13 protein-coding genes are annotated in these 14,079 nt (G+C 65.6%); 6 read left to right on the top strand and 7 right to left on the bottom strand.

What is annotated here, in order from left to right:
• Position 1: 1 nt before the first annotated feature.
• The 5 genes from TBD_RS06875 to TBD_RS06855 all read left to right on the top strand — a co-directional run bounded on the left by TBD_RS06875 (position 2) and on the right by TBD_RS06855 (position 5,474).
• The gene (locus TBD_RS06875; RefSeq protein ID WP_011311890.1) at positions 2–1,084 is read left to right on the top strand and encodes a hydrogenase small subunit; all 1,083 of its coding nucleotides are present in this window, start codon (positions 2–4) and stop codon (positions 1,082–1,084) included.
• Positions 1,081–1,740, top strand: a complete 660-nt coding sequence (locus tag TBD_RS06870; RefSeq protein ID WP_011311889.1) for a hypothetical protein — start codon at positions 1,081–1,083, stop codon at positions 1,738–1,740. The genes TBD_RS06875 and TBD_RS06870 overlap by 4 nt, the downstream gene beginning before the upstream one ends.
• A gap of 70 nt (positions 1,741–1,810) precedes the next feature.
• Positions 1,811–3,073, top strand: coding sequence for a (Fe-S)-binding protein (locus TBD_RS06865; protein ID WP_011311888.1), 1,263 nt, complete (start codon positions 1,811–1,813; stop codon positions 3,071–3,073).
• A gap of 4 nt (positions 3,074–3,077) precedes the next feature.
• A complete protein-coding gene (locus TBD_RS06860; RefSeq protein WP_011311887.1) occupies positions 3,078–4,868 on the top strand; it encodes a nickel-dependent hydrogenase large subunit in 1,791 nt (596 codons plus the stop codon).
• Positions 4,869–4,889: 21 nt separating this feature from the next.
• Entirely contained in the window at positions 4,890–5,474 is a 585-nt protein-coding gene (locus TBD_RS06855; protein WP_011311886.1) for a HupE/UreJ family protein, read from the top strand.
• A gap of 19 nt (positions 5,475–5,493) precedes the next feature.
• Here the strand turns inward: TBD_RS06855 and TBD_RS06850 are convergent, their stop codons facing one another.
• The 5 genes from TBD_RS06850 to dsrA form a co-directional block, all read right to left on the bottom strand.
• A complete protein-coding gene (locus tag TBD_RS06850; RefSeq protein WP_011311885.1) occupies positions 5,494–5,904 on the bottom strand; it encodes a hypothetical protein in 411 nt (136 codons plus the stop codon).
• Between the two features lie 3 nt (positions 5,905–5,907).
• On the bottom strand, positions 5,908–6,249 hold the full coding sequence (locus TBD_RS06845) for a hypothetical protein (protein ID WP_011311884.1): 342 nt from the start codon (positions 6,247–6,249) through the stop codon (positions 5,908–5,910).
• 39 nt (positions 6,250–6,288) lie between these two features.
• Entirely contained in the window at positions 6,289–8,094 is a 1,806-nt protein-coding gene (locus tag TBD_RS06840; protein ID WP_011311883.1) for a tetratricopeptide repeat protein, read from the bottom strand.
• A gap of 138 nt (positions 8,095–8,232) precedes the next feature.
• Entirely contained in the window at positions 8,233–8,667 is a 435-nt protein-coding gene (locus TBD_RS06835; RefSeq protein WP_011311882.1) for an Hsp20/alpha crystallin family protein, read from the bottom strand.
• A 92-nt stretch (positions 8,668–8,759) separates the two neighbouring features.
• Positions 8,760–10,064 carry a dissimilatory-type sulfite reductase subunit alpha gene (gene dsrA / locus TBD_RS06830; RefSeq protein ID WP_011311881.1) on the bottom strand — a complete coding sequence of 435 codons (1,305 nt, stop codon included), beginning with the start codon at positions 10,062–10,064 and terminating at the stop codon, positions 8,760–8,762.
• 192 nt (positions 10,065–10,256) lie between these two features.
• Here dsrA and TBD_RS06825 point away from each other — a divergent pair, with 192 nt between their 5' ends.
• Complete coding sequence (locus TBD_RS06825) at positions 10,257–10,643, top strand: hypothetical protein (RefSeq protein WP_049750226.1); 387 nt, start codon at positions 10,257–10,259, stop codon at positions 10,641–10,643.
• Between the two features lie 26 nt (positions 10,644–10,669).
• On the opposite strand, the gene TBD_RS06820 is transcribed toward TBD_RS06825, so the two are convergent.
• Together TBD_RS06820 and TBD_RS14265 are read right to left on the bottom strand one after the other, a co-directional pair.
• On the bottom strand, positions 10,670–11,407 hold the full coding sequence (locus TBD_RS06820; protein WP_011311879.1) for a BON domain-containing protein: 738 nt from the start codon (positions 11,405–11,407) through the stop codon (positions 10,670–10,672).
• Between the two features lie 73 nt (positions 11,408–11,480).
• The gene (locus TBD_RS14265) at positions 11,481–13,499 is read right to left on the bottom strand and encodes an EAL domain-containing protein (RefSeq protein WP_049750225.1); all 2,019 of its coding nucleotides are present in this window, start codon (positions 13,497–13,499) and stop codon (positions 11,481–11,483) included.
• Positions 13,500–14,079: the final 580 nt, after the last annotated feature.

Below are 14,079 nucleotides of genomic sequence, written 5' to 3'. Positions count from 1 at the left end.
CATGCAGCAAAGCCCGTTGATCGACATGCTCGGACGGCAAGGGGTCACGCGCCGCGGCTTTCTCAAGTACTGCGCCACGCTGGCTTCGCTGATGGCCTTGCCGCCCGCGGCGGGCCGGGCGATGGCCGAGGCCATCGGCGCCGTCAGGCGGCCGTCGGTGATCTGGCTGCCGTTCCAGGAATGCACCGGTTGCACCGAATCGATCACGCGCTCGCATTCGCCGACCATCGAGGGCCTGATTTTCGAGGCGATCTCGCTCGACTACCAGGAAACGCTGATGGCCGCCGCAGGGCATCGGGCCGAGGCCGCGCGCGACGCCGCGATACGCGACAACTTCGGCAAATATCTGCTCGTCGTCGACGGCTCTGTCCCGCTCGGCGCCGAGGGCGCCTATTCGTGCATCGGCGGGCGCTCCAACGTCGACATCCTGCGGGAGGCGGCCAAAGGCGCCGCGGCCATCATCTGCGTCGGCACCTGCTCGTCGTACGGGGGCATTCCCCACGCCAACCCGAATCCGACCGGCGCGGTCGCGGTCTCCGACGTCATCAAGGACAAGCCCATCGTCAACATTCCGGGCTGTCCGCCCATCCCGGTCGTCATGACGGGCGTGCTCGCGCATTACATCGCCTTCGGCAGCCTGCCCGAACTCGACGCGAAGAACCGGCCCAAGGCCTTCTTCGGCGAGACCATCCACGATCGCTGCTATCGCCGGCCTTTCTACGACCAGGGCAAATTCGCCAAGACCTTCGACGACGAGGGCGCGCGCAAGGGCTGGTGCCTGTTCGAGCTCGGGTGCAAGGGTCCGGTCACCCACAACGCCTGCGCGACCGTCAAATGGAATGGCGGCACCTCCTGGCCGGTCGAGTCGGGCCACGGCTGCCTCGGATGTTCCGAGCCCGACTTCTGGGACGCCGGCAGCTTCTACAAGGCATTGTCGCAGCCTTCCGGGCCGCTGAACGTCGGACTCGCCGCGACAGCTGGCGGGCTCGCGACCGGCGCCGCCGTCACGGTCGCCAACCGCGCGAAGAAAAGCGCGGCGCGGGCGTCGCACAGGACGATCACGGTCGAGGATCTGGAGAAATGAACGAACTGGAGCTTCTGACCTGGCTGCGCGGACCCGGCCTTGCGATTTCGGCCGGCATCTTTCTCGCTGGCGTGCTCTGGCGCCTGCTCGAGGTCTTCCTGCTCGGCCGCCACCGGGACCTCGCGCCGCCGCGGCGGGCGAGGGGTGCGTCGGGCCTGCACACCGTGGTGCGCCGTTCGCTCGCGTCCGAGGGCATGCTCAAGCGCTCGCCGGTGAACTACATCGCCGGCTACGTGTTCCACATCGGTCTCGGGCTCATCGTGTTCTTCGGCATCCCGCACATATTGCTCATCGAGGGCCTCGTCGGGGTCTCATGGCCGGGCCTGCCTTCGGGCGTGATCGAACTCGTGACCGTGCTGACGATGGCGGCGATGGTCGTTCTTCTGGTCGACCGCCTGACCAATCCGGTCAAGCGCTTTCTGAGCGGGTTCGGTGACTGGTTCGGCTGGACCGTCACCTTTCTGCCGGTGCTGACGGGCTGGATGGCGGTGCAGCACCTCGTGCTGCCCTATACCAACCTGCTGGTGCTGCACGTGCTCACCGCCGAAATCCTGCTCGTGGTGCTGCCGTTCAGCAAGCTTTTCCATACCTTCACGCTGTTCGGCTCGCGTTGGTATAACGGCAAGGCCCACGCCCATCGCGGCGTGCCGGTATGAAACGCGGAGGGCTGCGGCCACGGCGAACGAAGACCGGCCACGCATGCACGGGCTCAAGGAGAGTGCCACGATGAGTGCGTCACTCGAAAAAGGCATCCATGCCCTCAAGGAAGTCATCGATGCCCCCATCGCCAGCTATTTCGAGAGCTGCGTGCACTGCGGCATCTGCGCCGACGCCTGCCTCTTCTACACCGAAACGAAGGAACCGAAGTACACGCCGATCAACAAGGTCGAACCGATGCGGCGCGTGTACGAGCAGGAATACACGCTGCTCGGCCGGCTGAAGAAACTGGTCGGCCTTTCCAAACCGGTCACCGACGCCGAGCTCGACGCCTGGCAGCACCTCGCCTACGACGCCTGCACGCTGTGCGATCGTTGCTCGCTGGTCTGCCCGGTCGGCAACGACATCACCTACATGATCCGCAAGTTTCGCGAAGGCCTCGCCGTCTCCGGTCACGCGCCGGACGGCATCCGCAGCGCGACCAAGCGCACGGTCGAAGTGGGGGGGCCGATGGGCCTCAAGTGGCCGGCGGTCGCCAACGTCCTGCGCAAGGTCGAGGAGAAGACCGGGGTGCCGATTCCGGTCGACCGCGCAGGCGTCGACTACATGATCCTGCTGTCGTCGATGGAAGTCGTGAACTACCCCGAGTACATCGAGGCCCTCGTGAAGATCATGCATCGCGCGGGCCTGAGCTTCACGATCGCGTCCGATGCCTACGAGGCGACCAACGCCGGGATCCAGATCGGCAACTCCGATCTCGCCGAGGTCATCGTCGCGCGCATCGTGCTGGCCGCCGAACGGCTCAAGGTGAGGAACGTGCTGTCGCCCGAATGCGGTCATGCCTACATGGCGATCCGCTGGGAAGGCCCCAACCTGATGGGCCGCCCTTACGCCTTCGACGTCGTCCACGTGATCGAATTGCTCGACGCGCTGCGCCAGAAGGGCGTGCTCAGGATCAAGGACAAGTTCAAGGATCGGTGCATCCTTCATGACCCCTGCCAGGTCGTGCGCCGGGGCGGCGTGCTCAATGCGCCCGAGCCGCTGGTGGAGCACGTCGCGGAGAATTACATTCCCATTGTCGACAAGCAGAAGTGGAACTGGTGCTGCGGCGGCGGCGGAGGCGCTTCGGCGATCCATACGCCGGACGCGGAGGCTTTGCGAGCGCGGGCCTTCGGCGTCAAGAAGCGGCAGCTCGAGGACGCGGGCGTCGACACGATCGTCACTTTCTGCGCCAATTGCCGCATCACGATGGAAGAGGCAGTCGACCATTACGGCATGAATACCAGGCTGCTCGGCTTGACCGAGCTCATGGCGGAGCATCTGGAGGACTGAGTTCATGGCAACAACACAGCGCGTCGTCGTCGATCCCATCACGCGCATCGAGGGCCATCTGCGCATCGAGGCCGAGACCGACGTCGACGGCAGGATCCTCAAGGCGTACTCGGCCGGAACCATGGTGCGCGGGATCGAGATCATCCTGCGGGGCCGCGATCCGCGCGACGCGTGGGCCTTCGCGCAGCGCATCTGCGGGGTCTGCACGCTCGTGCACGGGGTCGCCTCGGTGCGCTCGGTCGAGGATGCGCTGCACCGCGCGATCCCCGGCTATGCGCTGCCGCCGAACGCGGAGCTGATCCGCAACCTGATGATCGCGGCGCAGCACGTCCACGACCACGTCATGCACTTCTATCACCTGCACGCACTCGACTGGGTCGACGTCGTCTCGGCCTTGAAGGCCGATCCGCGCGCGGCCTCGACGCTGGCGCAGTCGATCTCGGACTACTCGCGGTCGTCGCCCGGGTATTTCGCCGACGTGCAGCGAAAGGTGAAGACCTTCGTCGAACAGGGTCAGCTCGGAATCTTCGCCAACGGCTACTGGGGCCACCCGGCCTACAAGCTGCCGCCCGAAGCGAACCTGATGGCGCTCGCGCATTATCTCGACGCGCTCGCCTGGCAGCGTGAGGTCGTCAAGCTGCACGCGATCTTCGGCGGCCGCAATCCGCATCCGAATTTCGTCGTCGGCGGCGTGCCGTCGGCGATCTCGGTCTTTCCCACCGAGGGCCGCGGCAAGGGGCCGCATTACCGCGGCGGCCAGGACGCGACCGCGGTCAACATGGTCGGCCTGCAGACGGTGCAGACCGTCATTCGCCAGATGCGCGAGTTCGTCGACCAGGTCTATCTGCCGGACACCCTTGCGATCGCCCGCTACTACAAGGACTGGGCGGGGCGCGGCGAGGGCCTGGGCAATTTCCTGTCCTTCGGCGACCTGCCGTCCAAGGGATTCTGGGATACGGATTCCTATTTCATTCCGCGCGGCGTCATTCTCGATCGTGACCTGACGCGGGTCCACCCGATCGACCTCGACGACGACAAGGAAATCCAGGAATTCGTCAGTCACTCCTGGTATCGCTACGAAGGCGGCGACGCCCAGGGCCTGCACCCGTTCAAGGGCGAAACCGCGCTGAACTACACCGGACCCAAGCCGCCCTATGAGCAGCTCGACGTCGCGCAGAAATACTCGTGGATGAAGTCGCCGCGCTGGAAGGGCAAATCGATGGAAGTCGGCCCGCTCGCACGCGTGCTCGTGATGGTCGCCAAGGGCGACAAACAGGCGAAGGAACTCGTCGACCGCGCGCTGAAGACGCTCGATCTGCCGGTCACGGCGCTCTATTCGACGCTGGGGCGGACCGCGGCACGCACGCTCGAGTCGAAAATACTCGCCGACGCGATGCAGGGCTGGTTCGATCAGCTCATGGCGAACATCAAGGCCGGCGACCTGCGCACCTTCAACGAAAAATACTGGGATCCCTCGACCTGGCCAGCGCACATGCAAGGCGTCGGCCTCATGGAGGCGCCACGCGGCGGCTTGGCCCACTGGATCGTCGTCGACGACGGCAGGATCAGCAACTACCAGGCGGTCGTCCCGAGCACCTGGAATGCGGGCCCGCGCGACGCGGCCGGGCAGCCGGGCGCCTACGAGGCGGCCCTGCAGCACAACCACACGATGCTCGACCCGAAGCAGCCGATCGAGATCCTGCGCACGATCCATTCCTTCGACCCCTGCATCGCCTGCGCCGTCCACGTGGTCGATCCGGACGGTGAGGAACTCGTGCAGGTGAAGGTCAAATAACCGAATCCCCTGGAGCCACCCATGTACCGAAATACGATCAGCCGCTGTATCGCGCCCGTCCTCGCGCTGCTCTCCGGTAGCGCCGCCGCACACAGCCTCGATGCGCCAGCGGGCGGCCTGGCCGCCGGCCTCGCGCATCCTTTCCTCGGCCTCGACCACCTGCTCGCGTTGCTCGCCGTCGGCCTGTGGGCCACCCAGCATAGCGGGCGCGCGCGCTGGGCGATCCCCGGCGCTTTCGCCGGCGCTTTCGCCGGCGCCACGGCGGTCGGCACCGCGCTCGCCGCGGCCGGGATCGTGCTTCCGGCTGCCGAAGCGGCGATTGCCGTTTCGGTCGTGATACTCGGCCTGCTCGTCGCCGCCCGGCACGCGCAGTCATTGCCTGCCGCAATGGCGCTCGCAGGCGCGTTTGCCGTCTTCCACGGTTTCGCGCACGGCATCGAGATGCAACAGGCCGCTTCGCCTTTAGCCGCAGGTGCCGGCTTCGTGTTGGGCACCGCGCTCCTGCACGCGGCAGGTTTTCTCGGCGGGGTGGCGGGGCGGCGCGCAGTCCCTTACGCGGGTGCTGCGATCGCGGCGAGCGGCCTTGCCCTCATCCTCGGGCTGTGAGCCGGCGCCGCGCCCGGCCCTAGGAAAACCAGCGCAGAAACGCCGCGGCAGCGAGTGCCGTCACGCCAAGGATGATGAGGGCCCGAAAGGTCGCGCGTAGCCTGTGCGGGTCCCAGCGCGCGCCACGTTTGAGATACCAGCCCGCGAGCAGAAGGCCGGCCACGGCGGCGCTCACCTTGACCGCCAGCGCTGTCGTTGCGACCGCGCTCAAATCCGGAGTGCGGCCGTAGTAATAGATGCTGACGACGCCGAAGAGTACGCCGGTCGCGATCTGCAGTGCCCATCCCGCGAGGACCAGACCGGCGAGGGTGCGGGCGTGATTCGCCTGCAGGGTCGGCCATAACGCGAAGACCGCGCCGCCGACGACCGCCGCGGCGCCGAAGTTGTGCCCGAGCTGGACGAGCGCATAGGCCAGATTTTCCAGATCCACCGCCTATTTGACCGTGACCTTGACGCAGTCCTGGACGCCGACCGGAACGTGGGCCTTGTTCACCACCTTGATGCAGATGTCACGCTGCCCCGACGCCATGCTCTCGAGCAGATAACTGCCTTTGAGCTGGCGCAAGATGCCCACTTCCTGGTCGTCGACGTAGACGTGGACATGGTCACCACGGGGTCCCGGGTCGACGCTGTAGACGAGCCGGTTCTCGTCCATCGAATCGAGGATCGCGCCCTTCGTTGGGGCGGTAATGGTGACCTTGCCCTCGGCGGCATGCGCGACAGGCACCGAGAGGCTTGCGCCGAGCAGGGCGGCGGTGAGAATTTTTGTATTCATGACGTGGTCTCCTTTCAAACGAGCGAAACACCCGAACCGTTAGAGCCGGGCAAGATCGGGGGCAGCGTCGCCGGCCCAGGCCCGCGCGAACCGCTCGCGGACCTCTGCGGCCGCGCCCTGCCTGCCCTGACGCGCATAAGCGACCGCCAGTCCATAGAGGGCCCAACCGCTGTTCGGCGTGCGCATGAGGCTGGTCCGGAAAGCGCTCTCGGCGTCTTCGAGTCTGCCGGCCTCGAGCAGGACGGCGCCGAGTGATTGGCGCACCGGGTAGTACCAGTAGGGCGGCTCCGAGTAGGGGAGTTTGTCCTCGAGCACAACCGCGCGCTCGAAGATTTGTTGCGCGGCGACGAGGTCGCCGCCGGACTGTGCGATCCGGCCGAGCACCACCTGCTGTGCCAGTTCGATCAGGTCCGGCGCGGGCACGCCGTTTTGCGCCAGCATGGCCAGATCGCGGTGGCGGGCGAGGTCGCGCATCGCGGCAACTTCTCGTCGCGCCTCGGCGGGCCTGCCGAGCAAGGCCAAGGCCGCGCCGCGCATGTAGTGCCACATCGCTTTCACATACGGAAGCTCGCTCCCGGGGTCGGGCTGCGCGAGGGCGACGTCGGGCGGGCTGAACTGGGCATGGGCGAAGTAAGGCGCGACGAGGATCGGCTGCACCCAGGCGATGCTTCGCCCCGTCTCGGCGCTGACGACGCGCGCGAGTTTCTCTGCCGCGGCGACCGCGCTTCGACCGTCTCCGGCCATCTGTGCCGAACTCATCAGGGAATGGATGTTGTGCGGGTAGTAGGCAAGCGGATAGATGCCGATGGGTGAAGCCGCGGCGAGGTAGCGCTCATCGACCGCCACGGCCCGCCGGTTGGCTTCGATGGCGTCCTTGTAACGTCCGACGCGGTAGTAGATGTGGAAGGGCATGTGGACGAGATGCCCCGCGTCCGGCATCAGGTCGCCGAGCCTGTTCGCGTAGGGCAGAGCCCGGCCGGGGTCGGCCGACGCTTCGACCATGTGGATGTAGAAATGGATCGCACCGGGATGGTCGGGACGCTTCTGCAGCACTTTCTCGAGCAGGGCGACGATTTCCGCAGTACGCCCCTTGGGCCGGGTGCCGGCCGCTTCCCAGTAGTCCCAAGGCGACAGATCCATCAGCGATTCGACGTACAGCAAGCTGACGTCGGCGTCGTCCGAGTAACGCGCAGCAACCGCGCGCATCGCATCAGCATAGCCCGCGTCTAGGCCGCCACGCGCCCCGTCCGGTTCGTCCGCGTACCGTCGGGCGAGGGCGCCGATGAGCGCACGTTCCTTCGGGTTCGCGACGTCCACGAGGGCTTGGGCGCGACGCAGGGCCTCGAGGGCGGCCGTGTTGGCTGCCGGCTCCATCGGCGCGTTGATGTTGGGGCCGAGCACCAGGGCTTCCCCCCAGTAGCAGAGCGGGCAGTGCGGATCGAGGCGTTGCGCGTGGCGGAACGCGCGCGCGGCTTCGGCATGATTGAACGCGTAGGCGAGCTTCAAACCCTGGTCGAAATAGCGCTGCGCGGCGGACGTGGCCGTGGTGATCGGGAAGTGGAGGGAGCCGAGATTCTCGAAGAGCGGCGGCGCCGCCGAGGAGGCCGGGTCGCCTGCCCCTCGCTCGGTCGGAAAAGGCCCGAGCTCGGTTTTCGCCGCGGCAAGCTGTTCGAACAGGGCACCCTGGCGGCCCCGGACCGACGTGCAAAACTGTGATTGGGCGGCCAGCAACGCGGCCTCGCCGGGGCGAGACGACTCCCGGTCGCTCGCGTTCGCCAGCACCAGACTCGCGGCGAGCACGCCGGCTCCGGTCATCGCAGCCCGCAGGGAGGGAACAGAGGCCATCGCCGTCTCCTTGGCGAGCCGACTCTCGGCCCGCTCTTCTTTATGTAGATCAGCGCGGCCTTCAATCAAGGCGGTGAGGGAGCGAGGCGCCGTGACCGCGACGGCGCACCTAGCGACGCGTGGCCGGTAGCCGCGTGCCTAGTGGATCTCGATCCGTTTGGGCAGGCTCGATGCCTTCTTCGGCAGGGTCAGACGCAGAACGCCGTCGGTGTAACTCGCGTCGGCGCTCTCTTCCTCGATGTCGATCGGCAGCTGGATCGTGCGGCTGAGCTTTCCGTAGCAGCGTTCGTTGCACCACTCCTTGGCGTCGGCCGCCATCTCCCGTTTGGCTTCGGCACTGATCGTGACCTGGTTGCCGGTGATGCTGATATCGATCGCGTCTTTCCTGACGCCGGGCAGCTCGGCCGCGACGAGATAGGCGTTATCCATCTCCTGGACCTCGATCGGGATCGCCGGCTGCTCGCCGCCGGCCGAGGAACGGAACATCGTCGGCATGAGTTCGCGCACCATGGTCTCGAAGGGATCGAGGCGCGTCAGCGAGGTGAAGGGATCCAAGCGTGCAAGGTTTGCCATGATGGTTTCTCCTACGAAGACAGGCACGTCGCCTGTCCTGGAATAGTGGTTCCGGTCCGCGGAATTTCAATGCCCCGAGGAGGGCCGCCGCCCTAGGCAGCCTTCTGCTGCGTGTAGTCGACCCACTTCGCGACCTGTTCGTCCCAGTCGTCGGAGCGGAAATAGGGGTTGGAACGCGGCTGGTTGATCATGTTGGGGTCGACCGGGATGTCCATCGCCTCGAGGAAATTGGCGAGCCCGATGCGCTCGATCATCTCGCCGGTGCGCTCGTGGTCGAGCGCGTTCTCGGCGAAGAAATCGAGAACGTTGCGCGCGAGTTCGTTCAGCTTCTCGAAGTCCTCGTCGGTCTCGAGCTTCATGAACGGGATGATCACGGTGCCCATGGTCGCGCCGATCTTGAGCACGCCCTTGCCGCCGACGAGGATCGTGACGCCCTTGTCGACGCCGGGGCGCAGGCCGCCCGGAATGACGTTCAGGCAGTGCATGCAGCGCACGCAGTTCTTGTTGTCGATGCACAGGGCGTTGCCGTCGCCCAGCCGGGCCACCGAAACGTGTGGCTCGGGCTCGACCTGGCCGGCTTCCACGACCGAGATCGCCCGCGTCGGGCAGCGGCCGACGACGTCGTTGTACAGATCCTTCATGCCGTGGGCCTTGTAGTAGGCCTGGACCTCGTCTTCATTGACGCGGATGTTGTCGCGCCAGGTGCCGATCGTCGCCATGTCGGAGCGCTGGATCGCGTTGACGCAGTCGTTCGGGCAGCCGGAGAACTTGAACTTGAACTTGTAGGGCAGCGACGGACGGTGCATGTCGTCGAGGTTGTTGTTGATGACGGTGCGCAGCGCGCGGGCTTCGTCGAAGCAGGACATTTCGCAGCGCGCAGCGCCAACGCAGGACATCGAGGTACGGAGCGCGGGACCGGCGCCGCCGAGGTCGAAGCCCATTTCGTTAAGGCCGTTGAAGGCCGCCTGAACGTTTTCGCTGCGGATGCCCTGGAACATGATGTCGCCGGACTGGCCGTGGAACGCGATCAGGCCCGAGCCGCCGTTTTCGGTCCAGACGTCGCACAGCTTGCGCAGCAGATCCGAGGTGTAGTGCATGCCGGCCGGCGGCTGGACGCGCAGGGTGTGGAATTCGGCGGCCTCGGGGAAGCGCGGCTTGCCGGCCGCGTCCTTCAATTCGGTGAAACGGGGAATGATGCCGCCGCCGTAGCCGAACACCCCGACCGTGCCGCCTTTCCAGTAGCCGGTCTTGGTCTCGTACGAGGTTTCGAGCTGGCCGAGCAGGTCGGCCATCATGGGGTTGTCGTCGGCCAGACGCTTGAGCCCGGTGACGAAGCTGGGCCAGGGTCCGCGCTCGAGTTCGTCGAGCATGGGGGTGTCATGGCTGCTGGAAGACATGGCTCAATCTCCTGAAGACGATGACGCCTCCCAGTCTAGACAAACCCCGAGCGATTTCATCGGGATTACTCCAAACGGGTAGGGTGGGACACGAGAGGCTTGTTTCTGCGAAGAAAATTAGCCGATCATGCTTGTTCTACGACGTCCAGCTGCTATAACCCCAAAGTTCGTGGGCTCATCGAGGAGCGCGTCGTGTCGAAACTGCTGCTGATCCTGGTACTGAATGGTCTGCTGGCCGACCCCAGCGCGGCCCTCGACAACGGCGTGAGAGTCAACCTCGACCCGCGCAACGGTTCCGGTCAGACCGGGGTCGCGACGCTGATCCCGGCGGGCAAGAAGACGCGCGTGGTCATCGACCTGTCAGGGGCGCCGGAAAAAGCGCAATCGGCGTCGATCCAGCTCGGGCCCTGTGATGCGTCCGGATCGAGCGCGAAGTGGACCTTGAAGCCGCTGCGCGAAGGCCGTTCGATCACGCTCGTCCCGGCATCGATCGACACCCTCGTCAAGCAGCCGGCGGCGGTCAATGTCCGCGGCAGCGGCACACAAAGTGCGGTTGCCTGCGGGAACATCAGCGGCTAGATCGGCAGGAGAGCTCCCGCCGGGCGTCAGCGGCTGACCGTCAGCTGGTTGACGACGGTCCCGACGTTGAACATGCTCCACGCGTCCTGTTCGGCGCGGTCTTTTTCCGTTTCCGTGCCGACCGCGCCCTGCAGGGTCACGACCTTGTCGCGGATGCCGACCCGAATCTGATGCGGTCGTGAAATCATCGGGTCCAGTTCGAGGACCAGCGCGAGAGCTTCGCTAATCTCGCCGTCGTTGTCCTGCTCGGGCGGTTCGACTTCGAGCAGATTGCGCACGTCGCGACAGCCCGGCACCCACCACGCCAGCACCCCGGCCATGCGCTTGTGCGAGAGGCTAATGAGCGAGCCGTCGAGCGTGATGACGCCATCGTCGACCCACACCCTGAGGGTGCCACCCGGATAGTCGGCGCCCTCGGCCGACTGAACCACAACGTCCTGCCCCTTCTTGATCGCACGCAAGGTGCAGCTCTTGAATTCGCCTGAATCGAGCAGGAGACGGATCAGCACTTCGAGTATTTCGCCGTCGCCTTTGTGCTCGGCCGGCGCGACTTGCACGCGGTCGACGATGCCGAGTACCTCCGGCATCGCGCCCGCCACCTCGAGCGCGCGCTTTTTCGCTGCGATGTTCTGCACCTCGCCCTGGACGACGAGGGCGTGGTCATCGGTCAGTTCGAGTTGTAGGGGCCATACATGCAGATTGATACGGGGATCGCGCTCGAGCGCGGCGCGAACCGTTTTGAGAACAGCGTTTCCGTTTTTCATCAGCGACACCTCCAAGGTCAACATAGCACACGCGCCGGCGTGGCCAGCAGGCCCTGGAGCGGGGGTGAATCGCTCAGGCGGCGGCCGCGGCGGCCGGAGGCGCTTGCAGTCTGGCGATGAAATCGGCACATACCTCTTTCGGCATGGGCCGGCTGAAATGGTAGCCCTGCAGCATTTCGACGCCCATGCCCTGCAGGATCGCCGCGGTTTCGCTGTCCTCGACGCCCTCGGCGACAAGCGCGAGGCGCATGGCGTGCCCCATGTCGACGATGGTCTTGACGAGGACGCGTCCTTCGGGCGTCTTGATGCGGCGAACGAACGAGATGTCGATCTTGATTTCGTCGAACGGCAACTCGTGGACGTGCGAGAGCGAGGAAAACCCCGTGCCGAAATCATCGAGCGAAAGCGTGAATCCCGCGTCGGAGAGCCGCTGCAGAAGCGCACGCGCCCGCTCGATGCCCTCGAGCGCGATGCTTTCGGTGATCTCGAGTTTGATCTGGCGGGGATGCACGCCAAAGCGCTCGACGGTCGCAAGCAGCGTCGGGTAGAAATCGGGCGACATCAACTGACGTTTCGATACGTTCACGGCGAGCTTGAGTGCGTCGCAGGTGTTGTTGCGCTTGCTGAAGTGGTCGAGCGCCTGTTCCAGAACCTGCCGTCCGACCTCGTGGATGAGCCCCATATTCTCGGCGAGCGGAATGAAGTCGGCCGGATTGACCCAGCCGTACTTGTCGTCGTGCCAGCGCGCAAGGGCTTCGACGCTTACCGGGCACCGTGGATTCGCCGCGTCCATGACCGGCTGGTAGTGGACTTCGAGCAGGTTCTGTTTGACCGCGGCGACGAAGCGAGCGGTCATTTCGGCGTCCTCGAAGCCGGGTGCGCGGGTCTGCAGATCCGCGTACAGCTGGATGTTGTTGCGCCCCTGCGACTTGGCGTAAAACAAGGCCTTGTCCGCCTGAACGAGGAGCGTCTCGGCCGATTCCGCATCGTCGGGGTAGATCGCGACACCGATACTCACGGTGACGAAGGTGTCGCGACACTGCTTCTCCAGATCGTTTCGCAGGCCGTCCAGCAGCTCGCTCGCGATTCTGCGCACCATGTCGATCTCCCCGGGGAAGGGCAGCAGCACGACAAACTCGTCGCCGCCCCAGCGCGCGAGCACGTCGGTCGCCCGCAGGCTGGCGCGCAGGAGTTCGCCGACGCTGACGAGCAACTGATCGCCCGCCTTGTGACCGTAGAGGTCGTTGATACGTTTGAAGTTGTCGAGATCGATGAAGAGCAGGGCGAATTTCGTCGCGCTGCTGCGCGATTGTTCGATCGCTTCGTTGATGCGTGCGTCGAGATAGGTGCGGTTCGGAAGCCCGGTCAAGGCGTCGTGCATCGCCATGTGGCTGATGCGCTTTTCCTGCATGTAGGCTTCGGTCACGTCGCGCAGCACGCCGCGAATGCCGTGCACCTGCCCGTGCTTGTGATGGCGGGCGAACTTCCCTTCCACCCAGTGCTCGAGTCTGTCCTCGCGCTGCATGCGGAAGCGCAGCGTCACGATGTCGCTCTCGCCCTTGAGCAAAGCGCTCAGACGCTGTTCGAGGGTGTCGCGGTCGTGTTGTTTGACGAAGGAGAGGAAGGCGAGCCCGAGAAAATCGGCGTTGCGCCGCCCGTCGGCCGCGAGCAGCTTGGTCCAGTGTTCGGATAGGAACGCGAGTTCGCCCTCGCGCGACAGTTCGACGACGACTTCGTTGAGGAGCCCGAGCGTGTCGTAGAACGCGGCCCGTGCCTCGGCTTCCGCGTGCGATCGGCTCAGGGTACGGATTTCGTCGAGTTCGCTTTTGAAGCGCAGCTTCTTCAGCAGCTTTTCCATCACGCAGAACTGCGTGAAGCCGGACTGGAACAGGTTGAAGCCGACAAAGCACAGGGTCGCGGCCCACAGCACGGACCATTCCGGCTTGATCAAGACCAGGATCCCGCACGCGAGGATGAAGGCACCGGCGATGCTCCGTATCGTCGGCTCGACGTAGTTCGACCTGGCGCACGCGGTCGCAGCGTCGCGGGGCGGAGCCGGGCGCGTGCTCAGAATCGGGGACTGATGCGACATCGCAACAGCTAGACGTGTCTCGACTCGGAGCGTGGGCAGTGAGAGCCGCCAGCCCAGCGGGCGGAGCGGCCGGCCGGCGGATGGCCGTAAGGGTTTGCGATGTTTGTCATTGTATTTTTCCCGTTCGTTGTCGACCGAGGATTTGTCTCCTTCTTGCGTATTCGGCACCTGGCACCGCTTCTTGAGCGGTAGACACATGCTATGGCCTCGGGGGCGCGAATCCGCTTCGGGGGTGCCCCGCGCTCATGGCTGCGGGCAACACCGAGAGGGTCGCGGGTCGTCTGTGCAACGTCGCGGGGTCCGTCGCGAGCCGCGCCGCGCGCATGCCGAGGAGTGGACAGGCAATCGGGTAGGGTGTGTGGTGAGTGTGCGCCCCCTGCGCCGAGCACCGAATGCCGGGCGTCGGGCTTTGGATTGCGGCGTCCGGCAGTCCGCCGACCTGAGGGATGGCGTCAGGGCGTATGAGATTGCGGGCGACGTATCAGCCGAGCAAGGCGAGGCGTGCGCCCAGGCGGTGCACCCGCGCTCGGCTTCAGGTCAAAGACGTCGAAGATCGCGAGCGGCACGGGCCTCATCCGCT

Source organism: Thiobacillus denitrificans ATCC 25259 (assembly GCF_000012745.1).
Lineage (GTDB): Bacteria > Pseudomonadota > Gammaproteobacteria > Burkholderiales > Thiobacillaceae > Thiobacillus > Thiobacillus denitrificans_B.
This window is presented reverse-complemented; position numbering and strand designations above follow the sequence as displayed.